The organism is Monashia sp. NPDC004114 (genome assembly GCF_053603855.1).
The window spans coordinates 246147-272213 of sequence record NZ_JBSGGK010000002.1 but is presented as its reverse complement, the minus strand read 5'-3'; the positions used below and the strand labels follow the sequence as shown (position 1 = coordinate 272213).

The 26067-nt window shown below is 71.4% G+C and carries 28 protein-coding genes and 1 riboswitch; of the genes, 12 read left to right on the top strand and 16 right to left on the bottom strand.

Translation table 11 applies throughout. The features are described from left to right. Positions 1-13: 13 nt before the first annotated feature. A complete protein-coding gene (lpdA, locus tag ACWEOW_RS04040) occupies positions 14-1393 on the bottom strand; it encodes a dihydrolipoyl dehydrogenase (RefSeq protein ID WP_452267866.1) in 1380 nt (459 codons plus the stop codon). 147 nt (positions 1394-1540) lie between these two features. On the opposite strand from lpdA, the gene ACWEOW_RS04035 reads away from it, so the two are divergent. Both ACWEOW_RS04035 and ACWEOW_RS04030 read left to right on the top strand, forming a co-directional pair. Continuing rightward, the gene (locus tag ACWEOW_RS04035; protein ID WP_452267865.1) at positions 1541-1888 is read left to right on the top strand and encodes a hypothetical protein; all 348 of its coding nucleotides are present in this window, start codon (positions 1541-1543) and stop codon (positions 1886-1888) included. A 142-nt stretch (positions 1889-2030) separates the two neighbouring features. Further along, positions 2031-2219: a DUF5302 domain-containing protein gene (locus tag ACWEOW_RS04030; protein ID WP_452267864.1), complete on the top strand. Its 189-nt coding sequence runs from the start codon at positions 2031-2033 to the stop codon at positions 2217-2219. Between the two features lie 57 nt (positions 2220-2276). On the opposite strand, the gene ACWEOW_RS04025 is transcribed toward ACWEOW_RS04030, so the two are convergent. Continuing rightward, positions 2277-3752, bottom strand: coding sequence for a leucyl aminopeptidase (locus tag ACWEOW_RS04025; RefSeq protein WP_452267863.1), 1476 nt, complete (start codon positions 3750-3752; stop codon positions 2277-2279). 152 nt (positions 3753-3904) lie between these two features. On the opposite strand from ACWEOW_RS04025, the gene gcvT reads away from it, so the two are divergent. Beyond that, positions 3905-5023, top strand: coding sequence for a glycine cleavage system aminomethyltransferase GcvT (gene gcvT / locus ACWEOW_RS04020; RefSeq protein WP_452267862.1), 1119 nt, complete (start codon positions 3905-3907; stop codon positions 5021-5023). A gap of 40 nt (positions 5024-5063) precedes the next feature. Here the strand turns inward: gcvT and ACWEOW_RS04015 are convergent, their stop codons facing one another. Genes ACWEOW_RS04015 through ACWEOW_RS03990 form a run of 6 tightly spaced genes read right to left on the bottom strand, consistent with a single transcriptional unit; the run spans position 5064 to position 10834 of the window. Further along, positions 5064-5930: an adenosylcobinamide-GDP ribazoletransferase gene (locus ACWEOW_RS04015; protein ID WP_452267861.1), complete on the bottom strand. Its 867-nt coding sequence runs from the start codon at positions 5928-5930 to the stop codon at positions 5064-5066. After that, positions 5923-6519, bottom strand: a complete 597-nt coding sequence (locus ACWEOW_RS04010; protein ID WP_452267860.1) for a bifunctional adenosylcobinamide kinase/adenosylcobinamide-phosphate guanylyltransferase — start codon at positions 6517-6519, stop codon at positions 5923-5925. Before ACWEOW_RS04010 ends, ACWEOW_RS04015 begins: the two co-directional genes overlap by 8 nt. Then, positions 6516-7385, bottom strand: coding sequence for an ECF transporter S component (locus tag ACWEOW_RS04005; RefSeq protein ID WP_452267859.1), 870 nt, complete (start codon positions 7383-7385; stop codon positions 6516-6518). Before ACWEOW_RS04005 ends, ACWEOW_RS04010 begins: the two co-directional genes overlap by 4 nt. After that, the gene (locus ACWEOW_RS04000; protein ID WP_452267858.1) at positions 7382-9004 is read right to left on the bottom strand and encodes an ABC transporter ATP-binding protein; all 1623 of its coding nucleotides are present in this window, start codon (positions 9002-9004) and stop codon (positions 7382-7384) included. Before ACWEOW_RS04000 ends, ACWEOW_RS04005 begins: the two co-directional genes overlap by 4 nt. After that, positions 9001-10077, bottom strand: coding sequence for an energy-coupling factor transporter transmembrane component T (locus ACWEOW_RS03995; RefSeq protein WP_452267857.1), 1077 nt, complete (start codon positions 10075-10077; stop codon positions 9001-9003). Before ACWEOW_RS03995 ends, ACWEOW_RS04000 begins: the two co-directional genes overlap by 4 nt. A 19-nt stretch (positions 10078-10096) precedes the next feature. After that, on the bottom strand, positions 10097-10834 hold the full coding sequence (locus ACWEOW_RS03990) for an SCO2322 family protein (RefSeq protein ID WP_452267856.1): 738 nt from the start codon (positions 10832-10834) through the stop codon (positions 10097-10099). A gap of 93 nt (positions 10835-10927) precedes the next feature. Beyond that, positions 10928-11087: riboswitch (cobalamin riboswitch) on the bottom strand. A 47-nt stretch (positions 11088-11134) separates the two neighbouring features. On the opposite strand from ACWEOW_RS03990, the gene ACWEOW_RS03985 reads away from it, so the two are divergent. Together ACWEOW_RS03985 and ACWEOW_RS03980 are read left to right on the top strand one after the other, a co-directional pair. After that, positions 11135-11350 carry a hypothetical protein gene (locus tag ACWEOW_RS03985; RefSeq protein ID WP_452267855.1) on the top strand — a complete coding sequence of 72 codons (216 nt, stop codon included), beginning with the start codon at positions 11135-11137 and terminating at the stop codon, positions 11348-11350. After that, the gene (locus ACWEOW_RS03980; protein WP_452267854.1) at positions 11347-12711 is read left to right on the top strand and encodes a serine hydrolase domain-containing protein; all 1365 of its coding nucleotides are present in this window, start codon (positions 11347-11349) and stop codon (positions 12709-12711) included. Before ACWEOW_RS03985 ends, ACWEOW_RS03980 begins: the two co-directional genes overlap by 4 nt. A gap of 58 nt (positions 12712-12769) precedes the next feature. Here the strand turns inward: ACWEOW_RS03980 and ACWEOW_RS03975 are convergent, their stop codons facing one another. The 3 genes from ACWEOW_RS03975 to ACWEOW_RS03965 form a co-directional block, all read right to left on the bottom strand. Further along, positions 12770-13348, bottom strand: a complete 579-nt coding sequence (locus tag ACWEOW_RS03975) for a DUF3043 domain-containing protein (protein ID WP_452267853.1) — start codon at positions 13346-13348, stop codon at positions 12770-12772. A gap of 98 nt (positions 13349-13446) precedes the next feature. Further along, positions 13447-14016 (bottom strand): protein-L-isoaspartate O-methyltransferase family protein, encoded by a 570-nt coding sequence (locus ACWEOW_RS03970; protein WP_452267852.1) that lies wholly within the window; start codon positions 14014-14016, stop codon positions 13447-13449. Positions 14017-14056: 40 nt separating this feature from the next. Further along, a complete protein-coding gene (locus ACWEOW_RS03965) occupies positions 14057-14869 on the bottom strand; it encodes a class I SAM-dependent methyltransferase (protein WP_452267851.1) in 813 nt (270 codons plus the stop codon). Between the two features lie 96 nt (positions 14870-14965). Here ACWEOW_RS03965 and ACWEOW_RS03960 point away from each other — a divergent pair, with 96 nt between their 5' ends. Continuing rightward, positions 14966-16330: a M20/M25/M40 family metallo-hydrolase gene (locus ACWEOW_RS03960; RefSeq protein ID WP_452267850.1), complete on the top strand. Its 1365-nt coding sequence runs from the start codon at positions 14966-14968 to the stop codon at positions 16328-16330. A 61-nt stretch (positions 16331-16391) separates the two neighbouring features. On the opposite strand, the gene ACWEOW_RS03955 is transcribed toward ACWEOW_RS03960, so the two are convergent. Both ACWEOW_RS03955 and nadA read right to left on the bottom strand, forming a co-directional pair. Then, positions 16392-17180, bottom strand: a complete 789-nt coding sequence (locus ACWEOW_RS03955; protein ID WP_452267849.1) for a metallophosphoesterase family protein — start codon at positions 17178-17180, stop codon at positions 16392-16394. A gap of 8 nt (positions 17181-17188) precedes the next feature. Continuing rightward, positions 17189-18403: a quinolinate synthase NadA gene (gene nadA, locus ACWEOW_RS03950; RefSeq protein ID WP_452267848.1), complete on the bottom strand. Its 1215-nt coding sequence runs from the start codon at positions 18401-18403 to the stop codon at positions 17189-17191. Positions 18404-18542: 139 nt separating this feature from the next. Between nadA and ACWEOW_RS03945 the strand changes: the two genes are divergently transcribed. The 4 genes from ACWEOW_RS03945 to erpA all read left to right on the top strand — a co-directional run bounded on the left by ACWEOW_RS03945 (position 18543) and on the right by erpA (position 22406). Then, positions 18543-19361: an SDR family NAD(P)-dependent oxidoreductase gene (locus tag ACWEOW_RS03945; RefSeq protein ID WP_452267847.1), complete on the top strand. Its 819-nt coding sequence runs from the start codon at positions 18543-18545 to the stop codon at positions 19359-19361. Further along, a complete protein-coding gene (locus ACWEOW_RS03940) occupies positions 19358-20488 on the top strand; it encodes an S-adenosylmethionine:tRNA ribosyltransferase-isomerase (protein WP_452267846.1) in 1131 nt (376 codons plus the stop codon). The genes ACWEOW_RS03945 and ACWEOW_RS03940 overlap by 4 nt, the downstream gene beginning before the upstream one ends. 192 nt (positions 20489-20680) lie before the next feature. Next, complete coding sequence (locus ACWEOW_RS03935) at positions 20681-21847, top strand: glycerate kinase family protein (protein ID WP_452268028.1); 1167 nt, start codon at positions 20681-20683, stop codon at positions 21845-21847. A gap of 181 nt (positions 21848-22028) precedes the next feature. After that, positions 22029-22406 carry an iron-sulfur cluster insertion protein ErpA gene (gene erpA, locus ACWEOW_RS03930; RefSeq protein WP_452267845.1) on the top strand — a complete coding sequence of 126 codons (378 nt, stop codon included), beginning with the start codon at positions 22029-22031 and terminating at the stop codon, positions 22404-22406. A 100-nt stretch (positions 22407-22506) separates the two neighbouring features. Here erpA and ACWEOW_RS03925 read toward each other — a convergent pair whose 3' ends face one another. Continuing rightward, entirely contained in the window at positions 22507-22701 is a 195-nt protein-coding gene (locus tag ACWEOW_RS03925; RefSeq protein ID WP_452267844.1) for a hypothetical protein, read from the bottom strand. Between the two features lie 87 nt (positions 22702-22788). On the opposite strand from ACWEOW_RS03925, the gene ACWEOW_RS03920 reads away from it, so the two are divergent. Together ACWEOW_RS03920 and aat are read left to right on the top strand one after the other, a co-directional pair. Next, on the top strand, positions 22789-23775 hold the full coding sequence (locus ACWEOW_RS03920; protein WP_452267843.1) for a carbohydrate kinase family protein: 987 nt from the start codon (positions 22789-22791) through the stop codon (positions 23773-23775). Between the two features lie 58 nt (positions 23776-23833). Continuing rightward, complete coding sequence (gene aat, locus ACWEOW_RS03915; RefSeq protein ID WP_452267842.1) at positions 23834-24508, top strand: leucyl/phenylalanyl-tRNA--protein transferase; 675 nt, start codon at positions 23834-23836, stop codon at positions 24506-24508. Here the strand turns inward: aat and ACWEOW_RS03910 are convergent. Both ACWEOW_RS03910 and ACWEOW_RS03905 read right to left on the bottom strand, forming a co-directional pair. Next, positions 24477-24794: a sulfurtransferase TusA family protein gene (locus ACWEOW_RS03910; RefSeq protein ID WP_452267841.1), complete on the bottom strand. Its 318-nt coding sequence runs from the start codon at positions 24792-24794 to the stop codon at positions 24477-24479. The two genes, aat and ACWEOW_RS03910, sit on opposite strands and share 32 nt — an antisense overlap. Continuing rightward, positions 24791-25972, bottom strand: coding sequence for a cysteine desulfurase family protein (locus tag ACWEOW_RS03905; protein ID WP_452267840.1), 1182 nt, complete (start codon positions 25970-25972; stop codon positions 24791-24793). Before ACWEOW_RS03905 ends, ACWEOW_RS03910 begins: the two co-directional genes overlap by 4 nt. Between the last annotated feature and the right edge of the window lie 95 nt (positions 25973-26067).

Here is a 26067-nt window from a genome sequence, read left to right as displayed (position 1 = left end):
CCCAGTGACTGGCTCAAGCGTGTGCGTGCAGGGGCTTGCCCGCCAAGGCCAAGTGTGCCTCGCCGAGCGACTCGTTCTGTGTCGGGTGCGCGTGGATGAGACCGGCGACGTCCTCGGGGTGTGCCTCCCAGTTGACGATGAGCTGGGCCTCGCCGATCTGCTCGCCCATGCGGGCACCGATCATGTGGACGCCGACGACAGGTCCGTCCTTCTGGCGCACGAGCTTGACGAAGCCCTGGGTGGCCAGGATCTGCGACTTGCCGTTGCCGCCGAGGTTGTACTCGTAGGTCTCGACCTCGCCGTACTGCTCCTTCGCCTGGGCCTCCGTGAGGCCGACGCTGCCGATCTCGGGGTCGCAGTAGGTGACCCGCGGGATGCCGGCCTCCTCGATGACGGCGGGGGACAGGCCGGCGATCTCCTCGGCGACGAAGATCCCCTGGGCGAACCCGCGGTGCGCGAGCTGAAGGCCCGGCACGATGTCACCCACGGCATACACGTTGGAGACGTTGGTGCGCAGCCGCTCGTCCGTCGGCACGAAGCCGCGGTCGACGGTGACGCCGGCTGCCTCGAAGCCGAGCCCGTCGGTGACGGGGCCGCGCCCGACGGCGACGAGCAGCAGATCTGCCTCGATGGTCTCGCCGGAGTCGAGCGAGATGCTCACGACGTCGCCGGTCTGCGTGGCGCCGGTGAACGACACCCCCGTCTTGACAGAGATCTTGCGTTTGCGGAAGGCGCGCTCGAGCTGCTTGCTGATCGCCTCGTCCTCGGCGGCGACGAGCCGGGGGAGCGCCTCGATGACGGTCACCTCAGAGCCGAAGCTCTTGAAGACCGACGCGAACTCGACGCCGATGACGCCACCGCCGAGGACCACGACGCGGGCAGGCACATGGTCGATCTGCAAGGCCTGCTCGCTCGTCATGATGCGGCCGCCGATCTCGAGCCCGGGCAGCGACTTCGGGTAGCTCCCGGTGGCGAGGACGACGTTGCGCCCGGTCAGCCTCCGGCCGCCCACGACCACGGTGTTGGGGCCGTCCAGCGCGCCGATGCCTTCGACATAGGTGATCTTGGCCGCCTTGACCAGGCCCTGCAGGCCCTTGTGCAGCCGGGTGACCACGCCGTCCTTGTAGCGGTGCACCCCTGACATGTCCACGGCCTCGAACGTGGACTTGATGCCGAACTGGGCGCCCTCGCGTGCCACGTCGGCGACCTCGGCCGCGTGCAGCAGGGCCTTGGTCGGGATGCAGCCGACGTGGAGGCAGGTGCCGCCCAGCTTCCCCTTCTCGACCAGGGCCACCGAGAGGCCCAGCTCTGCAGAGCGGAGGGCGCAGGCGTAGCCGCCGGACCCCCCGCCGAGGATGACGACGTCGTAGTCGTCCGCGGCACCAGCCGACATATGGTTGCGCTCCTTTTGGGATGGGTGCGTAGCTCAGGGTTCGAACTGCACAGCATCTTGTCATTGATCGAGGGCGACGTCACAGCCAGGTCACGCCTGCCCGCGCAGTGACGGCCCGACCACGGGTCGAGCACGTACAGTGCCGCCATGGGCTGGTTCTCACGCCGCGGAGGTCGCAAGAGCGACGACCACCAGGGTCGCTCCGACGGGCCCCAGATGGACATCGACCGCAAGGCCGTGGACAGCCACCTACGCTCGTTCGCGGAGTCGCACCTCGGTGTCGAGGCCTATGTGGAGCCCGCCACGAGCGTCACGAAGACGACCATCGTGCTCATCGCCTGGGACGGCGAGTGGACTCGTCGGGCGGTCGGGTCACCGAAGGACGCGTTCGAGATCAGCCAGAAGCTCGGCATCCCCGCCTACGACGTGAACCACACTGGGTATCCCAGCCGCATGCGCGAGTGGAACTCCCGCAAGCGCAGCGGAGACGCCTGAACGGGGCGGACGGGATACATCCAGGGCCTGTCGAACCTCTGTCAAGGCAAAAGTACTGGCGCGTATGCCGGTCGGTTGGCAGGGTGGGAGGCGTCCCACCGTGCCGTGAGCGGCGCGCCACCACACCGAGGAGGCACTTCGAATGACCAAGAAGGATGCGGCGGCCGCCGGCCCGAGCGAGGAGATGAAGGCGAAGTTCAAGGCAGCCCTGGACAAGAAGCACGCCCACGGCGGCAAAGACGTCTCCGACGACGGCGACCGGTCGAAGGTCCACGGTGCACACGGACCGGCCAAGCAGCAGCAGATGTTCCGGCGCAAGTCCGGCGGCTGAACTACTCTGGCTCGCTCCGCTTGGTCTGACGAACACGCGAGCGGAGCGAGCCCGAAATTACGCGTAGGACTCCGCGAGGCCCACGAGCGTCCGGACCCCGAAGCCGGTACCGCCCTTGGGCCAGTAGCCCGTTGGGGCCTTGTCGTTGAACGCCGGTCCGGCGATGTCGATGTGGCTCCACAAGATGCCCTCGCCGACGAACTCGCTCAGGAAGATCCCGGCAGTCAACATGCCGCCCTCGCTGCCGCCCTTGTGCGCAAGGTCGGCGTTGATCGAGTCGAGCGCCGGCCGCAGGTCCTTCGACAGCGGCATCGGCCACATGGCCTCGCCCACCTGGTCGGCGGCCTGGAGCACCCTCCCGCGGAAGGTGTCGTCGTTGGCCATGACGGCCGCGGTGTTGGCGAGGGCGACGACCTGGGCCCCAGTCAGCGTCGCGACATCGACGATGGCGTCGGGTTTGGTCTCCGACGCGAGCGCGATGCAGTCGCCGAGCACCATCCGGCCCTCGGCGTCGGTGTTGAGGACCTCGACGGTCTTGCCACCGCGCATCGTCACGACGTCGCTCGGGCGCTGCGCGGTAGCGCTCGGCATGTTCTCGGCGAGCCCGAGGTAGCCGGTCACGGCAACGGGCAGCCCCAGCTCGGCGACGGCCAGCACCGCACCGGCGACCGCCGCCGCACCCGCCATGTCGCACTTCATCGTGAGCATGCCGGTGGCGGGCTTGATGCACAGGCCACCCGAGTCGAACGTGATGCCCTTGCCCACGAAGGCGATCGAGGCCTTCGGGCGAGCCGGGGAGTAGCTGAGCACGGCGATCCGCGGCTCGTTTGCCGAGCCCTGTCCAACGCCGACCGTGCCGCCGAACCCACCGTCCCGCAGCTGCTTCATGTCGTAGGACTTGAGCTTGACCTTCGTGCCCTTGATCCGCTCGGCCAGGGAGTCGACGAAGGTCTCCGGGTAGAGCAGGTTGGGCGCCAGGTTGACCAGGTCGCGCACGTAGGCGACCGCCTCGCCGAGGGCGGCGGCACGCTTGACAGCGCGACGCGACGCGGCGTCGGCCGGGCCGACGATGGCGACGGCGCCCACAGCGTCGGTGCTCGTCGTTCCGGCCTTCGACACGGCATACCCACCCAGGGCGCAGCCCTCGGCGACAGCGGCGACCAGCTCGGCCGAGCTGCCCGGGACCACGACGACCGCCTTCTTCTTCTTGCTCAGCGAGCGGACCGCCGCGCCGACGCCCTTGCGAACGTCCTCGAGGGACGTCGAGTCCGGCTTCGACGTCAGCTCGCCGACGCCGGCAAGGACGACGAGCTTGGCGGCGACCTCCGGGACGGCGGCGAGCGTCGTCACCTCGCCGACCTTGCCGGCGAGCTCGAGGTCGGCGACGACCGACTTCAGGTGCGATGCCGTCTTGCGAGGCAGCCCGTGCCCGGCCGCGAGGGTCGCCCCGTCCTCACCGGAGACGAGGGCGACGACGAGCGCATCGCCGGCCGTCTCTGCGGCCGATCGGGTGGAGAGGGTCAGGTTGGGCACGTCGGACTCCTTCGTCGTGTGCTCGCGGGCGCACGAGTGTGGGCGCGTCCGGAGGGGCAGATGGTGTGTCACCGTGGGGCACGGTCTGCCGTAGGCGGCGCTCGATGATAACGAGCCCGGCCGTGCGTGTCGGTGGCGGTAGGTTGGCGGCCATGACGACAGAGACGTCGGGGACGACCTCCCCGCTCACCTCGCCCCTGCACGACCGCCACGTCGCCCTCGGCGCCAAGATGGCGGACTTCGGAGGCTGGGACATGCCGATCGAGTATCCGGGCGGTGGTGTCGTGGCCGAGCACACGGCGGTGCGCGAGCGGGTCGGTGTCTTCGACGTGAGCCACCTGGGCAAGGCCTCGGTCAAGGGGCCGGGCGCCGCTGACTTCGTCAACGCGTGCCTCACCAACGACGTGCGACGGATCCAACCGGGCCAGGCGCAGTACACCCTCTGCTGCGACGAGTCCGGCGGCGTCGTCGACGACCTCATCGTCTATCTCAAGGCAGACGACGACGTCTTCCTCATCCCGAACGCCGCGAACACGGCGGAGGTCGTGCGTCGCCTTCAGGCCGCAGCGCCCGAGGGCATCGAGGTGACCAACCTGCACCACGACTATGCCGTCATCGCTGTGCAGGGGACCAAGTCGGACGAGACCCTCGAGGCGCTCGGACTGCCCGCGGGTCACGGCTACATGTCGTTCGTCGAGGCGGAGTGGAACGGCCGGCCGGTCATCGTCTGCCGGACGGGCTACACCGGCGAGCGCGGTTACGAGCTGGTCCCGCTGTGGGACGACGCGCCCTCACTCTGGGACGCCCTCATCGATGCCGTCCAGCCCTACGACGGTATGCCGTGCGGCCTCGGCGCGCGAGACACGCTGCGCACTGAGATGGGCTATCCCCTTCACGGACAGGACCTTTCGCTCGAGATCTCTCCAGTGCAGGCGCGAGCCGGCTGGGCGGTCGGGTGGAAGAAGGACACGTTCTGGGGCAAGGCCGCACTGGAGGCCGAGAAGGCTGCACCGGCGCGCCTGTCCCGTGGGCTGCTGGTGACCGGCCGCGGCATCCCGCGAGCCCACTGCACGGTGAGCCGAGACGGCGCGCCGGTGGGCGAGGTCACTTCGGGGACGTTCTCACCCACGCTGAAGCAGGGGATCGCACTGGCACTGCTGGCACCTGACGTGGCCGACGGCACCGCCGTCGAGATCGACGTCCGCGGGCGGCCGGTCGCGGCGACAGTGGTCAAGCCGCCCTTCGTGGAGGTCCAGGTCCGCGAGGCCTGACGGTCACTTCGAGTGGCTCACCCTCTCGTCGAGGGAGCGCTCAGTCTAACTGGCCCCAAAGGCCGTTCACGGCCGTGGCCGTCACCAAGGCCACGGCAAGGGCGATCTCCATGGCCGCCCCGATGACGTCGCCCGTGATCCCGCGAAGCCGGCGCACGGCACGGCAGCGGATGGCGAGGGCGCCGACGACACCCGCGAGCACCACGACGACGCAAGCGGCAGCCGCCCGAAGATGTCCGGGCGGTTTCGCCGCCGACACGGTGAGCCATCCCACCCCCCCGGCCAGCAGGCAGACGACGACGATCTGGGTCACGACGGCCTTGCGTGACACCGACCCCGCGACCGCCTGACCGAGACCCTCGGGTCGAGCAGCCGGTATGCCGCTGCGCGCGCAGATCGCGGGAGCCAGCCGGCTCGCGAGGAGCGCCGACCCGGCCATCGTGATCCCGGCATAGTCGACGAGAAGCCCCGCGAGACAGGCGGCGTCCAGCAGGAGCACCAGGACGAGGACCGCCATCCCCGCGGGACCGACATCGCCTTTGCGCATGACGGCCAGCGAGCGCTCGGGGTCGTGGCCCGCCGTCAGCCCGTCCGCGAGATCGGCCAGGCCGTCGAGGTGGAGCGCCCGTGACAGCAGGGCCGTGATTGCCAGCGCCAGCGCGCCGGCCACGAGTCCGGGCAGCACGCCATGTGTCGCGAGCAGCCCGAGCGCGACCCAGGACGCGAGCGCCGGCCCGATGGTGGCTGGTGCAAGGAGCATGGCCGTGCCGAACGTCCTGACATCGACGCGCCGGGGGTGGCCCACGGGCAGGGCCGTGAAGGTGCCGAAAGCCAGGCGGCAGCCGTTGGTGAGCAGCCGCCCGCGCTGGTGGCCGGGTGTGTCGTTCGCAGACACGGCGTCAGCCATCGGGGGAGCGGGGCATGCCGGCGGCTCCGACGACAGGGACGTTGCTGAGGTCGAGGACGCGTCCCGCGACGACGAGGTGGACACGTGCGGCCACTTCCGCCACGGCTGCGTTGAGCCGGCCCAGCTCGTCCTGGAAGAGCCGTCCGGATGCTGTGGTCGCCACGAGCGACCAGCCGACCTCGTTCGTCACGACGACGACGGGCTGGCTAGTCGAGCACAGCGACTCGACCAGCTGGGCCGATCGGGTGCGAAGCGCAGCAGCCCCCTTCTCGAGGTCGTCCCAACCCACCTGGTCCACGACAGCGGTCATCCAGGTGCCGAGGCAGTCGATGAGCAGCGGTCCGGTCGCACGGTCGATCACCGCAGCGATCTCGGTCGACTCGACCGTGCGCCACGTCTCGGGTCGGCGGGCCTGGTGGGCCTCGACGCGCCGCGCCCACTCCGGGTCCGACCCGTCGGCGGGCCGTCCGGTCGCGACGTAGGTGACCGCGGCCGACCCGCGGAGCAGCTCTTCGGCGTGCCGGCTCTTTCCGCTCCGCACCGGGCCGGTGACCAGGGTCGTCGTCGCTGCTCGCGGGCTGGGGCTCACCGGGCACCTCCCTCGCTGTCAGGCGCTTCGGGCTCGGGCCTGCCGCCAACGGCAACCGGGACCGGCGGGGGAGCGAACTCTACCGGTGCCCCGAACGCCGCCCGCCTCGCGCCCCGCCGGAACACCCGCAGCAGCGCCGGTCCGGCTGCGAGGACGAGGGCCGCGTTGAGGACTCCGCGGGGCAGGTCCCAGGCCAGAGACGTGGACAGGTAGAAGAGCGCGTAGTGAGCAAGGTTGTCGGACAGGGGTGCTCCCGGCACGAAGCCCATCCCGGTCGGGGCGTTGGCGCCGAGGAAGGGCCAGAACCAGAGGTTCATGACGACGCCGTAGGCGAGCCCGGTGACGAGGGCGTACCCGGCAAGGACCCAGCGCTCGGAGCGCGCCCCGGCATGCCCCGGCAGCAGCCCGGCGCCGAGGCCTATGCCTCCAGCACAGATCATCTGGAACGGCAGCCAGGGCCCGACCCCGCCCGTGAGCAGGGCGCCGGTCGTGACGGCCAGTGCACCCGAGACGAAGCCGACCCCCGGACCGAGCACGCGCCCGGCGACGATGACGATGAAGAACATCGGCTCGAGGCCGGCCGTCCCGGCGCTGAGCAGGCGCAGCATGCCTCCAGCCGCTGCCGCTACGCCGAGCACCGCGATCGTCTTCGCGTCCAGGCGTCCGGCAGTCACTTCGGCCAGGCAGACCACGACGAGCAGGCCGAGCAGCAGGGCGAACAGCCACGGTGCGTCGTTCCCGTGGTCGCGCGCGAAGCCGGCAGACACGAAGAACGGCCAGAAGAACGCGACCAGGCCGACGACGCCGACGATGGCGACGGCCGTAACGGCCGGCCAGCGCAGCGGGATGACACGGTGTCCGGTCATGCCGTCCTCCCGAGAGCTTCGGCGACCTCGTCGACCGTCAGCCAGGTCTGGGGCAGCAGCACCTTGGTCACCTGCGGCGCGAACGCCGGTGAGGACGAGAGGATCTCGCGAGCCGGGCCGTCGGTGACGATCTCCCCGTCGGCCAGGATCACGACGCGATCGGCGATCTCTGCCGCCAGCTCCACGTCGTGGGTGGCGACGAGGACAGCCGTACCTCCGGACGCGAGGCCGGCGAGGACCTCCCCCAGCCGCTTCTTGGCGCCGTAGTCGAGCCCGCGCGTCGGCTCGTCGAGCAGGAGCACCTCGGGCGAGGCGGCCAGGATGACGGCCAGCGCGACCTCGAGGCGCTGGCCCTCGGACAGGTCACGAGGGTGGGTGGAGCCGTCGATCCCTGACGAGATCCGGTCGAGCAGCCCGCGGGTCGTGCCGGCAGCGGCGCCGAAGTCGGCGTCGGCCGCTGCACACTCGGCCGAGACGGAGTCAGCGTAGAGGAGCAGCTCGGGCTGCTGTGGCACGAGGCCTACGGTGCGGACCCGCTCACGAGCGGGGACCCCGTGCGGGTTCATCGCGGAAGGGCCCAGCCGGATGCGCCCTGAGGCCAGCCTGTGCTGTGCTGCGAGGGCTCCGAGAAGGGTGGACTTGCCGGCACCGTTGCGGCCCATCAGGGCCGTGACCGACCCCTGCGCCACCACGAGGTCGAGATCGTCGATGACGACCCTGCCCGCGCGCGTGACTCGGGCACCGGAGACGTTGATCGCGTCACGCGGACCGGCACGGCGGGGTGTCGCGGTCTTTGCGGGAGGGCTCGCGTCGAGAGTCGCGCGCAGAGCCCCGGCTCGTCGGCGTGCGTCACGGATGGACAGGGGAGTGGGCGACCAACCGGCAAGGCGCGAGAGTCCCACGACGGGTGGGAAGATGCGGGACCGGCTCATCGCCTCGGCCGGGTCGAGCAGCGCCGACACCGTGCCGTCGTCGACGAGGAGGACACGGTCGGCGTGATGCACCACCCGCTCGAGCCGGTGCTCGGCGAGGACCACCGTCACACCGAGATCGTGCACGATGCGATGCAGGGACGCGAGGACCTCCTCGGCCGCGACCGGGTCGAGCGCCGAGGTCGGCTCGTCGAGCACGAGGATCCGCGGGCCGGCTGCGAAGAGCGCTGCGATGGCGACCCGCTGCTGCTGCCCGCCGGAGAGCGCGGCCAGGGGCCGCGAGCGCAGCGGGGTCAGCCCGAAGAGGTCGAGCGTCTCCTCGACCCGCCGCCGGATGGTGGTGGAGTCCAGGCCCAACGTCTCCATCCCGTAGGCAACTTCGTCCTCGACCACGTCCGTGACGAACGTGGAGGAGGGGTTCTGCTCGACGAGCCCGACGACCGTGGCCAGGTCGCGCGGCCGGTGCTGCGCCGTGTCCAGACCGTCGACCGTGACCCGCCCACGCAAGGTGCCGCCGCTGAAATGCGGGACGAGGCCGTTCACCGTGCGCAGCAGGGTCGACTTGCCGCTGCCGGTGGGGCCCACGACGAGCACCAGCTCGCCTTCCGGGATCTCCAGCGTGACGTCACGAAGGCTGGGACCCGGAGCGCCGGCATACTGCACGGACACCTGTTCGAAGACGATCACGGGGTCACCTCACGGGGTCTGGGCGTGAGCCAGGCCGGCAGCGCGGCGACCAGGATCGCGACGACAGCAAGCAGCGGGACTGCCGGGAGCTCGGCCTGCTGGCCCGGGACGAGGCCCGGCCAGCCCTGGGCGGAGGCGACGACCAGCACCGCCGCCGGGACCGCGCCGGCCAGGACGGTCAGGGTCTCGGTCCACGCCCAGCGGTCGCGGCGGTGTCCGGACCGGTGGTCGCGCGATGCGCCGACGAGCAGGCTCGCCGCGGCCAGGGCAGCGCCGGCGAGCAGCAGGGGCAGTCCGAGCACGCCGCCCGCCGAGGAGTCCAGCAGGCCGTACAGGCCGGCGAGGACGCCCGCGAGGCCGGCCAGCGCGAGGCCGGTGGCCAGCCGGCGACTCGAGGACGTCGTCGTGACGGCCCGCCCGTAGCCTCGGGACTCCATCGACGCGGCGAGAGCCAGCGAGCGCTCGAACGCCGTCTCGAGCACCGGCACGGCGAGGCGCGCCAGCTCGCGCAGCCCGCGGCCGTCCCGGCCACGCAGCGTGCGGGCGGCACGGACGTTACGGGCGTCCGTCACCAGCTGGGGCGCGAACGTGAGCCCGACGACGACCGCCGTGCCCACGTCGTAGAGCGTGGCAGGCAGGTAGCGCAGGAGGCGTCGCGGGCTCGCCAGAGCGTTGGCTGCACCGAGGCACGCGAGGATCGCCGCGAGCCGAAGGGCGTCGTATGCGGCATACAGCAGCGACTCGAGCGTGACCTCACCGCCGATGCGGATGGTCGAGGCCCAGTCGGGCAGCGGCACCTGCGGGATCGTGAACAGCGGTGTGTCGCCACGGATGCCGTTGCCCAGCACGGCCGTCATGACGACACGGAAGGCGACGACGGTCACCCCGACGACGAGGAACGCCAGGAGCACGTTCGGAGTCGCCGGGTCGCGGCGCTCGCTCACGACGAGCACGCACACCCCGATGACGAGCAGGAGCAGGACCGGGTTCGTCGTGCGGGACGCAGCTGTCGCGAGCCCCAGCCCCCACAGCCACCAGGCTGCGGGGTGCTGGAGTCGCGGACGGAGCTGCATCGAAGGCCGGTCCTCCTCCTCAGGCGTCGCTGCCGGCGCGAGAGCGCGCCCGGTAGACGAGGTAGCCGATAAGGGCGAGGAGGGCCAAGCCGACGATGACGTATGCCGCCGTCGACCCTCCGCTGCTGCTCGACGTCGGCTGGGCGGCCGCGTCGGCGGGAGCGGTCGTCGACGGTGTGGCTGACGTGCTGGCGGCCGGTGCAGCGATGGCGACCGCCGTGTCAGGGGCCTTCGCCTCGGCGCTGACCTCCTTGACCTCGCCGCCGCAGCCCGCGGCCGGGTAGCCGGCGACCGAGCAGATGAGTCCCTTCTCGACCCGCAGCTCGCCCGCGGCCTTGAGCACATCGGTGCTCGTCCCCTTCTCCGGGACGACGGCGCAGACGGCCTTCGGCTCGGGTGGGGTCGCGCCGTTCTCGGAGTCGGCAGGGCGCCCGAAGTCGACGACGACCGCGACCCGCTTGCTGCCGGCCTGCGGCGCCGTCGAGCCACACACCTGCTCGAAGGTCATGACCGCGCGGGGGAAGCGGCTCGAGCTCTCGTCACCGACGGCATACCGCCAGCCGTCGACGGACCCGTCGGCGGGGACGGTCTGGTCGGGACCCTTCTGGGCGAACACCCACGCGCCGTTCTCGAGCTGGTAGAAGCCCCAGAACCGGTAGGCCGCAGCCTGGGCGGGCGCGACAGTGAGCGCGCCCAGGAAGGCTGCGACGAGCAGGGCAAGGACGACCCGGAGCGGGCCACGACGAACAGGGGACACGGTTACCTCCTCGCGGTCGGACACCGTGTCGGACCTCGACCATCGGGTCGGCCCGGCAGGGTGACTCCGGTCCGCATTCCACGACAGACTGACAAAGGAGCCGGTAAGGGCGCGGGTTTTCCGGCTGGTCGCCTGGCGAGGCAGGGCCTCGTTCGAGCGGCATCACGGTTGCGGGTCAGCGCCGGATTCTCACCGGCTTGCCCCGTCGCCCTTCGGTACTGCGAACCGTGGCACGCCCGTGCGGGGCCCGTCAAACACGCCCCATGCGGCCAGGGTGGACGCGCCAACTAGGGTGACGCCATGAGCGGTGACTGGACCTGGCTGTATCTCGACGCCCACGGCAACAGCATGGCCGGAGAGGGCCTGGCCACGAGCGGCTTCCCGACCCAGAGCGATGCCGAGAGCTATCTCGGCGAGTCGTGGCGTGAGCTGCTCGCTGCAGGTGTCGAGGCGGTCACGCTCCGCCAGAACGACGCCGTCGTCTACGGCCCGATGAGCCTGCGAGCAGCCGAATGAGCGCCGTGGACGCCGCGGCCGCTTCGGAGTCGCTCTCCGACGGGCTGGAGCGCTCGCTGCTCCGTCAGGTGGTCGCCGCACAGAAGGAGTGGCGGTCGCCAGGGGTCAGCGCCGGAGTGGTGCGGGACGGCCGGCTCGTGTGGTCGGCACACGTCGGCTCGGCTCGTCTCGGCGAGGCGCCGGTCGCGGCCGACGACGACACCCAGTTCATGATCGGCTCGGTCACCAAGACCTTCACGGCCCTGGCCGTGATGTCCTTGCGTGACGAGGGCCGCCTGAGCCTCGACGACCAGCTGGGGACGTTCCTGCCCGGCACCAGGCACGCTCAGGTGCCGGTGCGGCAGATGCTGGCTCATGCCTCGGGCCTGCAGCGCGAGCCGGTGGGCAACATCTGGGAGAGTCTCGAAGCCCCTGACCGTGCTGCGTTCCTCGACGGCGTCGAGGAGGCCGAGCAGGTCCTTCCCGCGCACCACGCGTTCCACTACTCCAACCTCGCCTACGGGCTGCTGGGCCAGGTGATCGAGCAGGTCACCGGGCAGGACTGGGAGGACGTCGTGCGGGCGCGGATCCTCGAGCCACTGGGGATGACCCGCACCGGCCTCGAGCCGGCTGACGACCGCGCCCTCGGCTACCAGATCGACCCCTACGCGGGGACCGCCCGCGAGGAGCCGCTCTTCACGCTGAATGCGACGGCGCCGCTCGGCGGCCTCTGGTCCACGGTGGCCGACCTGGCCAGGTACGCCGCATACGTCGCCGACCCCGACGACCGGGTCGTGCGCCCGGAGACAGTCGAGGAGATGTGCCGGCCGCTGATCATGACCGATGTCGACGGCTGGAGCGGGGCATATGGCCTCGGCTTCGGCATGGGCCGCCGCGGCGACCGCGTCTATGTCGGGCACGGCGGCGCCATGCCCGGCTACCTCGCCGGCCTGCGAGTGCGCCGCAAGGAGGGACTCGCGGCAGTCGTCTTCGCCAACACGACCTCAGGCGCGCTGCCGTTGACACTCGCGACCGACCTCGTCGAGTCGGTCCTCGAGGCCGAACCGACGCTGGCCTCGGCGTGGGTTCCCGAGTCGGCCCACGCCGAGCTCGACGAGCTGCTCGGGCTGTGGTGGTCCGAAGGGTCGCCGCTGACCTTCTTCGTGCGCGGCGGCGAGCTCTGGTCGCGCCTCAGCGAGGACGAACCGCTCTCCGAGACGCGGTATGCCGCTGACGGCCCGGACCGGTACCGCGCCGTCGCCGGGCGCGAGCGCGGCGAGGTGCTCGAGGTGGTCCGTGCATCCGATGGGTCGGTCGAGAAGCTGTACTTCGCGACCTATGCCGTCACGCGGCAGCCGCTCGCCTTCGCCGACCTGCTCTGAGCTGTCTGGCTCGCTTTGCTCGTCGGTCCAGGCGCGACGCGCGCCGAACCGCCGTTGGTCAGCGGGGACTCTCGCCGCGCGCGACCTGAGGCTTGGGCATCCGGGTGCGGCGCATCTGGAACGCGCGCATGATGGCGTACCACGCGTCGCCCTTCTCCGCGTGGCCGAACTTGTCCTCGACGCGCCTGCGGATCCGCCGCCACATGAGCATGGCGTCGCCGATCGCGACGAGGATCAGGCCGTAGACGAGGACGAACACCGCGAGCAGGGCCCAGCTGGTCTTCACGAAGCTGAGCAGCAGCACGATCAGCATGATCGGGAGCATGAACTCGCCGATGTTCCACCGAGCATCGACACTGTCGCGGATGAAGCGACGGCGGGGTCCCTTGTCCCGCACGGGCAGGTAGCGCTCGTCGCCGGTCATCATGCCGGCACGCTGCTTGGCCATCGCCTCGCGGCGGGCCGTCTTGTCGGTGGAACGAGCGGCCTTGCGGTCGGTCACGATGAGCGGACGCTTGTTCAGCGCCTCCTGGTCGCGCCGCTTGGGCGTCGGCCGACCCTTGGCGCCGGATCGGTCGGGCTGCGTCTCGACCTGGGGTGCGAGCTCGTCGTTGAGGGTCTTTTTGCGTCCGAACACGGGGACACTCTAAGCCGCGCGGGCCCCTGGGCCTGAATCCGCCCGAATCCACACCCGTTCGGTGCCCCATCGGGCACTCGTGGCCAGCGCCACGACCGTCACTCCCGCCTCTGCCGCAACGGGACGAAGCGGTAGAGACCGTGCGTGCTCGTCGTCAGCTCGGCCCGGTCGAGCTCCACGAGCGTCATCCGGCTCTGGATCGGCACGACCATCCGGCCGGGGTCGGCCAGCTGGTCGACCAGCGGCTGCGGTAGCGAGGTCGCCTCGGCTGACACGAGCACCCGGTCGAACGGTGCGTGCTCGGGGTCGCCGAGGACGTCCGGCGCGGCCTCGTGGATCGTGGCCCACGGCATACCGCATCCGGCGAGGTTGGACGCGCCCCAGCTGACCAGGTCCGGCTCGAGCTCGACCCCGACCACCTCGCCGTCGGGGCCGGTGAGGTGGGCAAGCAGGGCGGTCGTCCACCCCGAGCCCGAGCCGACATCCAGCACCCGATGGCCCGGCTGCACGTCCAGCAGCCTGAGCATGTCGGCCACGGTGCGGGGCTGGGAGTTGGTCTGGCCGTGGCCGATGTGGATCGGACCGTCGTGGCCGGCGCGCCAGCGCGCTCCTCGGGGCAGGAAGCGCGCCCGCGGAACCGCGATGAAGGCCTCGTCGACCGGGTCCATGATCCGAGTCAAGCACCACTCGCCCGTCCTGCGGCGGCTGTCAGCGGGGACGGGGCCGGGCGATGACGTGCAGGAGGGTGCCGAGGCGGCGATATGGCTCGGTTGCGCCGAGGCGGTCCTCGACGTCGAGGAGCGCCGACAGCTCCGGCTCGCCCGGGGCCGGGGTGTCGACGGCGACGTCGTCGGTCGCGACACGAATGCCGTACCACGCTTCCATGGTGAGACCGGCTGCGGCGCAGGCAGATTCGAGCGAGGTGAGCGTGTCGGCGCGAGCGTCGACGCCGATCTCGTTGCGGTAGCGCGCATCCCGGCCCTCGGCTGCCGCCTGCGCGATCTCCTCCAGCATCAAGCTGGCGCCTGCCCAGTCGTGTCGCGCGGCAGGTCGCCAGGCCATGGCGTCGCCGTTGCGCGCAACGACGGAGACGACGCCTCCCGGCACCACGTGGCGCGCGAGAGCCCTGATCGCGGCTGCGCTCTCGGGGAGGTACATGAGCACGCCGTGGCACATGACGACGTCGTATGCCGTCGGGCGCGCCACGGTCGCGAGCCCGGTCAGGTCGGCGGCGAGGAGAGTCACGCGGGCGCGCTGCTCCTCGGTCAGCGCGGCGGCGGCCCGCTCGAACTCGCCGCGCATCCGGGGGTCGGGCTCGACCGCGGTGACAACGTGGTCGCGGGCGGCGAGCCGGAGGGCCTGAGTGCCCTGGCCCGCGCCGACGTCGAGCACCTGAAGTCGCCCCGAACGAAGGTGCCGGTCGAGCTGTCGGCTCACGAGCTCCTGCCGGACGACGTTGCGCAGGTTGCCCAGCCGCTCCAGCCAGGGCTGCTGACCTGCCACGAACGCGTTCTCTCCCATGCCCTGCAGAACCTACCGCCAGGAGTCGACACCAAGCCGACAGCGAGCCGACACCGGCCTTCAGCCGGATGACGGGCGGCTGGATAGAGTCGGCGGGTGACCGAAGACGTGCTCGCTCCCGACCAGATCCAGTCCATCCGCGACCGCGTGGACCAGCTGATGCCGCAGGTCCAGGCCGACCTCGAGGCGCTGACCCGCATCCCGAGCGTCTCGCTCGGGTCGTTCCCGCAGCAGCACGTCGAGGAGAGCGCAGAGGCGGTCGCCGCCCTCCTGCGCGCGGAGGGTCTCGACGTCGAGATCGTGCATGAAGGGGGCCGCCCCGCCGTGATCGGGCACATCGATGGCCCAGAGGGCGCACCGACGGTCACGCTCTACGCGCACCACGACGTCCAACCGCCGGGAGACGACGCGGACTGGACCAGCAAGCCCTTCGAGCCGACGGAGCGCGACGGCCGGCTCTACGGGCGCGGCGCGGCCGACGACAAGGCCGGCGTCATGGCTCATGTGGCCGCACTGCGCGCCCACGCCGGCAACCTCCCCGTCGGCGTCACGGTCTTCGTCGAGGGTGAGGAGGAGATCGGCTCGGACTCGCTCGAGACGATCCTCGAACGGCATGGCCACAAGCTCGAGGCCGACGCGATCGTGCTGGCCGACTCGACGAACTGGGACATCGGCACCCCCGCCCTCACCACGACACTGCGCGGCATGGTGCGTGTGGTCGTCACCGTGCGGACGCTGGACCACTCCGTGCACTCCGGCATGTTCGGTGGCGCCGCACCCGACGCGATCATGGCCCTCGTGCGGCTCCTGGCCACGATGCACGACGACGCGGGCAACGTCGCGGTCGCGGGCTTCGAGCCGACGGAGGCCGCTGACCTCGACTACGACGAGGCCCGGCTGCGTGCGGAGTCCGGGCTCCTGGACGGCGTCGACGTGATCGGCTCAGGTTCGATCCTCAGCCGCATCTGGACCAAGCCCGCCATCACGACGATCGGGATCAACGCCCCGTCCGTCGAGACGGCGTCGAACACCCTGGTCGCTGCCGCGTCGGCGAAGGTGTCGATGCGCATCCCGCCGGATGCGGACCCGGCCCAGGCCTTCCAGCTGCTCAAGGGCCATCTCGAACAGCACGCGCCGTGGGGCGCCAGGGTCGAGGTCGCGCTCGACGAGCACGGCAGCGGGTTCTCCGCCGATGCCGACGGCCCCGTCTATGACCAGGCGCGCGCCGCCTTCGCCGACGCGTGGGGCGCCGACCCGGTCGACATCGGCGTCGGTGGGTCGATCCCCTTCGTCGCGTCGTTCGCCGAGCGTTTCCCGAACGCCGCGATCCTCGTCACCGGGGTCGAGGACCCCGACACCCGGGCCCACGGGGCGAACGAGTCGCTACACCTCGGCGAGTTCGCGAAGGTGTGTACCGCCGAGGCCGTGCTCCTGGCGCGTCTGGGTGCGCTGCCCCGCTGACCGGCCACTCGAGCAGCGAGCCCCGGCTCACCCACGGCATACCTGACCAGCAGGGGGCTCCTCAGGTGACGGGCAGCGACGACCCGCGGTACAGCTGCTCACGCAGCTCGAGGGCGTATGCCTCCACCCCCGGCATACCGAGCTCGGCGGCAACGGCGATCTCCGCCTCGACGTCGTAGGGCACCCGCACGAACCCGATCGTCACGTGACCAGGCGCCGCCCCGGGATCCGGTTCGTCCGGGTCGTCGGGCTCGCCCTCGAGGATGACGTACGGCGCGCCGGGGGCGTCCAGGGCGTTGCCCACCGACCCGGCATTGAAGACGGTGATGCCGTAGTCGACGGCCAGGTAGGCGCCGTGGATGTCGCCATACCCGACGATGGTCGGCACGGGGCCGTCGCCGGTGAAGTCGGTCTGGGCGACGAACGCGCGGAACTCCGCCTCCTCCGTCGGCGTGAAGACGCGGGTGAACTCGCTGACGGGCGAGGCATGGAAGAGCCGGATCGGCTGTCCGCTGAGCACGAGCTCATGGACGTTCGGCAGCGCCCCGAGCCAGGTCAGCTCGGACGGTGACAGCCCGTCGCGGACCCACTGTGCGTGCTCCCAGGGCTGGACGGTGTCGCGGGCGATGAACGCGTCCCAGTTGCCGCGAACGGTGACGGCGCAGCGCTCCTGCGTCAGGCGAATGCACTCAGAACCACGCGGGCCCTTGCCGACGACGTCACCGAGGTTGAAGACGCGCTCGATGCCGCGGCGTTCGATGTCCGCCAGCACCGCCTCGAGCGCCGTGAGATTGCCGTGGACGTCGGAGATCACCGCGACCCGGTCGAGGTCGCCAGGGGCGCCCGGCACGGGGGCCCTCAGTCCTTGTGGGTCGTGCCGGGCAGGGCGAGCATCCGGTCGAGCGCGGCCCGAGCCTCGGCCTGCACCTGTGGGTCGACGCGGATCGGGTTGACCACGCGCCCCTCGACGAGCGACTCGAGCGCCCAGACGAGGTGCGGCAGGTCGATGCGGTTCATCGTCGAGCAGTAGCAGACGTTCTTCTCGAGGAAGGCGATCCGCTGGGCCGGGAACTGCTTCGCCAGACGTCGCACGAGGTTGAGCTCGGTGCCCACGACCCACGACGTGCCGTCCGGCGCTGCCGCGATCGTCTGGATGATCTTCTCGGTCGACCCGACCTCGTCGGCCAGCTCCACGACCTCGTAGCGGCACTCGGGGTGCACGATCACCTTGACGTCCGCGATCTCGCGTCGAGCAGTCTCCACCGCGTCGACCGAGAAGCGCCCGTGCACGGAGCAGTGGCCCCGCCAGAGGATCATCCGGGCGCTCGTGAGCTGGTCGGCGGTCAGGCCACCGTTCGGACGGTGCGGGTCCCACACGACGCAGTCGTCCAGTGAGAGCCCGAGCTCGCGAACGGCGGTGTTGCGGCCGAGGTGCTGGTCCGGAAGGAAGAGGACCTTGCCGGTGCCGCTGCCGTCCAGCCCGAGCCCGCCGACCTGCTCGAACGCCCAGTCGAGGGCGGTCCGCGCGTTGGACGACGTGCAGATCGTGCCGCCGTGGCGCCCCGTGAAGGCCTTGATGGCGGCGGAGCTGTTCATGTACGTGACGGGGATCGTCTGGTCCGCGACGCCCGCCGCCCGCAGCTGCTCCCAGCAGTCCTCGACCTGGGCGATCGCCGCCATGTCGGCCATGGAGCAGCCGGCTGCGAGGTCCGGGAGGATCACCGTCTGGTCGTCCCCGGTGAGGATGTCGGCCGACTCGGCCATGAAGTGCACGCCACAGAAGACGATGTAGGGCGCGTCGGGGCGTGCGGCCGCATCTCTCGCGAGCTTGAAGGAGTCTCCGGTGACATCCGCGAACTCGATGACCTCGTCGCGCTGGTAGTGGTGACCGAGCACGAACACCTGGTCCCCGAGAGCGGCCTTGGCCGCCCGAGCGCGTTCGACGAGGCCCGGGTCGGAGGCGGCGGGCAGGTCGCCCGGACACTCGACGCCGCGCTCGGTGTGCAGGTCGGCGCCCTGGCCGAGCACGAGCAGGGGCAGCGGGGCCGGTGCCGAGGCCGTGTCCGTCGTCATGCCCAGATCGTATGCCGCCGGCGGGGTCGACCGGCCAGTGGTCCATGCCCACATCGAAGTCGACCCTTGACTTCAAGTCAGCTTGATGTTCGACGCTGGGCGCAGCAGGGCACCTTGGCCCTGGAGCAAAGGAGTCGACATGCCAACCGCACTCATCACGGGCGCCACCCGCGGCCTCGGCCGAGCGCTCGCGAGCGCCCTTGCGGATCGGGGCTGGCGCCTCGTCGTCACGGCCCGTGGCGTCGACGACCTCAGCGACACCGTCAGTGACCTCTCTGGCCGCACAGCCTCTCGGGGGACCCTTCCGACCGTGGCCGGCGACGTGACGGTCGTCGGCGTCGTCGGCGATGTCGCCGACGCCGTGCACCGCCGCGAGGTCGTCGCCGCAGTGTCCGAGGTGGTTCGGGACGCCGGGCTCGACCTGCTCGTCAACAACGCCAGCACGCTGGGCCCGGTGCCACTGCGTCCGATGCGCGACCTGACGACTGACGACCTGGCAGCGGTGCTCGCAGTCAACGTCCTCGGGCCGCACGATCTCGTGCGAAGCCTGCTTCCCGCCCTGGAGGTGGCCCACGGGGCCGTTGTCAACGTGTCCTCGGACGCGGGGGTGGAGCATTACGAGACCTGGGGCGGCTACGGCGCCTCGAAAGCCGCGCTCGACCACCTCACGCTGACGCTGGCTGAGGAGGCGGTCGGCATTCGGGCGTATGCCGTCGACCCGGGCGACATGCGCACCGCGATGCACCAGGACGCCTTCCTCGGGGAGGACATCAGCGACCGGCCGCTCCCGGAGGAGGTTGCGGTGCCTGGAATCCTGGCTCTGCTCGACGCAAGGCCGCCGAGCGGTCGCTACCGGGCCGCTGACCTCAGGGAGGGCGCGGCCGGTGACGCGAGCGGGGCGAGCGCCGGTGGCCCCTCGGATCGCAAGGCCGTGGAGCACCCGGCGGTGGTCTCGTGACTGCTGCGCTCGCACACCGGCCGCACACGACCTTCCGGCCGACCGACGACCTGACCGCCGACGCGCCGCCGGAGGCCCGAGGAGTCCACCGTGACGCCGGCCGGCTCCTGGTGGCTGCGCAGGCCGCCACCGACAGCGGTGGCGCGACGTCCGTGACCCACACGACCTTTGACCACATCGGTGAGCACCTGCGTCCGGGCGACCTGCTCGTGGTGAACAACTCGGCGACGGTCGCTGCCGAGACCGACGGCCGACTCGCGGGTCGGGGCTCGGTCGTCGTCCACGTCGCCACCGAGCTCGACGACTGCAGCTGGGTCGTCGAGCTGCGCACCGCTCCGGACGGTGCGCTACCGATCCTCGATGCGACTGACGGCGACCTGGTCGAGCTCCGCGGCGGGCGCGGCGCCCGTGGTGCCGCGCCGCGACTGCGCCTCGAGGCGCCTTACCCGGAGGCCGGGTCCTCGCCAAGCGGTCGCGGGAACCGACTCTGGCGTGCGGCTGAGCTCGGCGACTGCGGCCTCGCCGCGTACCTGCGCGCCCATGGCAGGCCCATTGCCTACGGCTACCTGCGCTCCCGGTTCCCGCTCGCCGACTACCAGACCGTCTTCGGCCACCTGCCCGGCAGCGCCGAGATGGCGAGCGCGGCACGCCCGTTCACGCACGAGCTCGTGACGCGTCTCGTCTCGGGGGGGATTCTCGTGTCGCCGGTGACGCTGCATACGGGCCTCTCCTCGCAGGAGGCAGGCGAGGCGCCGCAGCCGGAACGGTTCGCAGTGTCGGGAAGCACCGCTGCGCTCGTCAACCACGTGCGCACCCGCGGCGGGCGGGTTGTCGCGGTCGGGACGACGTCGACGAGGGCGCTGGAGTCGGCGACGGACGAGTTCGGCCTCGTCCATGCGGCGGCCGGCTGGACCGACCTCGTGATCTCTCCCGAGCGCCCGGCCCGGGTCGTCGACGGTCTTGTCACCGGGTGGCACAACCCCGACGCCTCGCACCTGCTCCTCGTCGAGTCCGTGGCCGGTCCGGAGCTGACTCAGGTCGCGTACGACGCTGCGGTCGAGCACCGCTACGCGTGGCACGAGTTCGGCGACTCAGGCCTCTTCCTGCCCGCCCGGCAGGTGACGTAGGAGACCGCATGGGACGACGCGGCCACTCGACCGGAGATGCCGTCACGTCGAGTGGCCGCTCCGTCACACCCCGTCACGGTCGAGTGGCCGCTCCGTCACACCCCGTCACGTCGAGTGGCCGCTCCGTCCCACCCCGTCACGTCGAGTGGCCGCTCCGTCACACCTGCCACACGGAGTGGGAGGATGCCGCACGTGCACGTCATCCTCGCTCCCGACGGCTACACCGGGTCACTCACCGCGCAGCAGGCGGCCGCCGCGATGGCGGACGGGTGGGCCCGCTCAGCACCGCACGACACGCTGACGCTCGTGCCGCTCTCGGACGGCGGGCCCGGCTTCGTCGACGTGCTCGCGGCCAACCTCGAGGGCGAGATGCAGGCGGTGGTCACGACGGACCCCCTCGGCCGCGAGGTGCCGGCGACGATCCTGCTCGTCGACGGCGCCGCCGGGCGGACGGCATACGTCGAGTCTGCGCAGGCCGCCGGGCTGCACCTGCTCGCTCCGGACGAGCGCGACCCGACGCGAACGACCACCTCCGGGGTCGGGACACTCGTCCTCGCCGCCCTTGACGCGGGGGCCCGGCGTGTCGTGGTGGGCCTCGGCGGGTCGGGCACCAACGACGCCGGTGCGGGGCTGCTGGCAGCGCTCGGGGTCGGGAGCTTGGCGCGGCTCGCCCAGGGCGGCCTGGCCCTCGAGGTCACGACCGTCGACGACGTGGCCGGCCTGGACGCGGCGCGTGACCGACTCTCCGGCGTCGACCTCGTCATCGCGAGCGACGTCGACTCGCCCCTGCTCGGCCTCAAGGGCGCGAGCGCCGTGTTCGCTGCGCAGAAGGGTGCCTCCGAGGAGGACGCGCAGCGACTCGAGAACGCCCTCGGGCACTTCGCCGACATCGTGTCCCGGGTCAGGCCCCCGGCACGGGACCTGCTCACCGGCAACCTGCTCCGTCCGGAGCGGGAGCCCGGAGCGGGAGCAGCAGGAGGCCTCGGGTACGCGCTGCACCTGCTCGGGGCACGACGCGTCTCCGGGGTCGAGGCTGTGCTCGACGCGGTCGGGTTCGGCGACCTGCTGGCCGACGCCGACCTCGTCGTCACGGGGGAGGGCTGCTTCGACTGGCAGTCGCTTCAGGGCAAGGTTGTCGTCGGGGTCGCCGAGTCCGCAGCCCGCGTGGGGATCCCGGCCATCGCGATCCCGGGGCAGTCGCTGGTCGGCCGGCGAGAGTCGATGGCAGCCGGCCTGGCCGCTGTGTATGCCGTCGCCGACCGCCCGGAACAGGTCGCCGCATCCCTCGCGGACCCCGTCGGACAGCTGACCGCACGCACCGCCAGAGTGGCGCGAACCTGGTCGCCGTCCCCATCGTGAGCCACTTTGAGCCCGACATGAGCCGACGTGAGCCTGACGTGAGCCCATCGTGAGCCGGAGAACACGGCGGGGATGCATGGCACGAGGCGCACCCGACGTATCCTGGGGTGACCGGGAACAGATCCGGCATGGCATGGGTTGTCACTCCTGACCCGTGCTCCACGACGTGAAGGACCAACACATGAGTGTCGAGACGAACGCTTCTCCCGCCGAGGTTGAGACCGAGGCTCCCGCCCACGGTGTCGTGCTGACGGACGTCGCCGCGACGAAGGTCAAGAGCCTGCTCGAGCAGGAGGGTCGTGACGACCTCCGTCTCCGCGTGGGCGTGCAGCCCGGCGGCTGCTCCGGCCTGATCTACCAGCTCTACTTCGACGAGCGCACCCTCGACGGTGACCTCGTCCGCGACTTCGACGGCGTCGAGGTCGTCGTCGACCGTATGAGCTCGCCGTATCTCGAGGGCGCGACCATCGACTTCGCCGACACGATCGAGAAGCAGGGTTTCACGATCGACAACCCCAACGCGGGAAGCAGCTGCGCCTGCGGCGACTCCTTCAGCTGACCCCAGCTCGTCGCCGGACGCCAGACCGGCAACCACGAAGGGCCCGACCGTCACCGGTCGGGCCCTTCGCGATGTCAGGCACTGCTGCGGTCAGCCGGCGTCAGCTGCCGTAGTCGCCGAGACCCAGCAGCATCCGCGGCGCCTCCTCCGGCACGACGATGTCGACGTGCTGGGGCTGCCATGCCGGCGGCGCGGTGCGAGGGAGGGAGAGGTCCCGGCAGTCCTCGACGAGCTCGGCAACGCTGCCCGAGTCGAGCCCGTCTCGTGGCGAGGGGAACTCCAGTGCCTGGCTCATGGATCAACGCTAGGTCGCCGGCTTCCCGCTGAACACCCGTACCAGCGGGTAGGTCGCAGCGGTGTCGCACGCGCTAGGTTCTCTGCTGTGCAGATCGCAATCACCGGGTCCATCGCCACCGACCATCTGATGACCTTCGACGGCCTCTTCGCCGACTCGCTCGTCGTGGAGCAGCTCGACAAGATCTCCCTGTCGTTCCTCACCCAGGACCTTCAGGTCCGCCGTGGCGGCGTCGCGGCGAACATCGCCTTCGGCATGGCGAACCTGGGCTTGCGGCCAGTGCTGGTCGGCGCGGTGGGGGAGGACTTCACCGACTACCGCTCCTGGCTCGAGCGCCACGGTGTCGACTGCGGTTCGGTGCACTACTCCGAGTCCCAGCACACGGCCCGCTTCATCTGCACCACCGACCGGGACATGGCCCAGATCGCGACGTTCTACGCGGGGGCGATGACCGAGGCACGCGACATCGAGCTCGCGCCGGTGGCGGCGCGCGTCGGCGGCCTCGATCTCGTGGTCGTCGGCGCCAACGACCCGGAGGCGATGCTGCGCCACTCCGACGAGTGCCGGTCACGCGGCATACCGTTCGCGGCGGACCCGTCCCAACAGCTCGCGTTCTGTGACGGCGACACCATCGAGCGGCTCGTGGACGGCGCCGAGTACCTGTTCACCAACGAGTACGAAAGCCACCTGGCCTGCCAGAAGACAGGGTGGAGCGAGGACGAGCTCGCCGAGCGGGTCCGCGTCCAGGTCAAGACCCGCGGCAAGGACGGCGTGACCATCCGGGTGCGCGGCGAGGACCCGATCGACGTCGGCATCGCCCGCGAGGTGCGCAAGGCCGACCCGACCGGCGTGGGCGACGCGTTCCGGGCCGGCTTCCTCACCGGCCTGGCCAACGACCTGCCGATGAGACGATGTGCCGAGCTGGGGTCGATGCTCGCGACCTACGTCATCGAGACGGTCGGCACCCAGGAGTACGAGCTGGGCCAGACGCGGTTCCTGCAACGGCTGACCGAGGCGTACGGCCCTGAGTCGGCCGCCGAGATCGGTCCCCGCATCCACTGCCCCCGGCCCTGACCCAGCCCGTCTGACGGTCACCGATACCGAGCGCCGAACGAGAGCCGAAGCGGTCACCGTGCCCACGCCACCGCCACCGACGCCCTGGGACTTCGCGCTGGACCGCGTGCCGGACGGGGAGGACCTCATCGGCATCGGGGCCGACCTCGAGCTCGGCACGCTGTTCGAGGCGTACTCGATCGGCGTCTTCCCGATGGGCATCGGCGACCACGGCAGCGAGCCGATCGGGTGGTGGTCGCCCGACCCGCGCGGAGTCCTCCGCCCCAGCGAGCTCAAGGTGAGCCGGTCGCTGCGAAAGTCGTTGCCCCGCTTCGAGATCCGGGTGGACAGCGCCTTCGGCGCGGTTGTCGCGGCCTGTGCCTCGCCCGATCGCGAAGGGCGCTGGATCACCCCGCAGATCGCGACGGCATACCACGCCCTGCACGAGGCGGGATGGGCTCACTCGGTCGAGACGTGGCAGGGCGGCGAGCTCGTCGGCGGGCTCTACGGTGTGGCGATCGGGGGGCTCTTTGCGGGGGAGTCGATGTTCCACCGCGTTCGCGACGCGTCCAAGGCCGCACTGGTCGGCCTGCGTGACCTGCTCGTCGTCGACGGGGACCCCCGCCGTCTCATCGACGTCCAGTGGCAGACACCGCACCTGGCGACGCTGGGCGTGCGCGAGGTGCCGCGCGCTGACTACCTAGCGATGCTGCCGGCCGTGCTCAGCGCCCCGTTGCCGGCGTGCTGGGCCTGAGCAGCTCGACGAGGTATGCCGTGTGGTCGCCCTCGTCGCGCGACGTGACGTAGCGGTGGCCGCGCATCCGGCACCAGGCCGGGATGTCGTGGGCGGCGGCCGGGTCGGTGGCCAGAACCGTCACGGCGCGCAGTGCCGGCTGCTCGCCGACCACCCGAGCGAGCCGGATCACCGGCAGGGGGCATCGCTCGCCGCGGGAGTCCACCACCACGTGGCCACTGTCGGGCACGTCGTCGGGCACGTCGTCGGGCACGTCGTCGGGCACGTCCCTCTGCTGGTCCGTCACAGGTCGGCCACCCCCAGCTGCTCGCGCACCGAGCGAACGGTCGGTCCGATCGCGGCACAGAAGTCCTCGACGTCGGACGCAACGCCGGGGGAGACGGCCGGCAGAGGGAGGGTGATCCTGACATTGCCGTGAGTGAGCACACCCATGGCGGCCAGGACATGGCTCGGTTCGAGGGTGCTCGACGTGCAGGCCGAGCCGCTCGCCACGGCGAAACCCGCCGCGTCGAACGCGCCGACCACGACCTCTCCGTCGACGTACAGGCTGGAGAAGGTCACCACGTGGGGGAGACGGTCGACCGGATGGCCGACGACCTGCGTGTCCGGGACGGCTGCGGCCGCGGTCCGCACCTTGTCGACGAGGCGTCGCTCGATCGCGTCGTCCGCGCTGCGGGTCGCCTGGGACTGCTGCCAGGCCTCGGCCGCCGCGAGCGCCAGCGGCACCCACGGCGTCACGTCGGTGCGACCGTGCTCGACGTCCGCGCGGGCGTCGGGCCAGCTCCAGCGCACGCCGTCGCGCACCACGAGCACACCGAGTGGTGGACCGCCCCACGAGCGGGCGTCGCCGACCAGGACCTCCCAGTGTGGCGGCACGGGCTCGCGCCCCAGTGATGCCATGGCGTCGACCACGAGAGGTATGCCGTTGGCCTCGGTCGCCGCGTGGGCGATCTCGAGCGGCTGGCGGGTTCCGACCTCGCCGTTCGCGCTCTGCAGCGCCGCCACGACGGTGCCGGGGGCCCCCAGGGCCGCGCGCCAGGCATCGAGGTCGACCCGGCCGGTCCCGTCGACGGGGATCTCCGCGAGCAGGCCGGGGTCGTCCGCGCGCCCCGATCGCCCGCGGCCAGGGACCAGGACGGCCGAGTGCTCGACCGCGGAGGCCACCGTGCGCGCTCCGCGGCGGCTGGCGGCCGTGAGGACTCCCTCCAGCGCCCTGGTGAGCGCGCTCGGACCGCTCTGGAGGAAGCTCACCTCGCTGGGTCGGACCCCGATCCCGGCGGCTATCACCTCACGGGCCCGGTCGAGCAGCGCTCGGGCCCGACGCCCCTCGGCGTAGAGCCGCGCAGGGTCCGCCCAGCCGGCCTCGACGGCAGCCACGAGAGTGTCGCGGGCGACGGGGTGAAGGGGGCCCGACGCGGCGTCGAGCAGGCGCCTCGCGGGCGTGCCCAGATCGTGACTGACCACGCCGCAACGTTAGCCGCCCCCTGCCGGACAAGGCGCTGGGCAGGGCGGTAGGGTTCGGTGGGTGGGCACAGCGTGCCCTGAGATCGACGTGAACT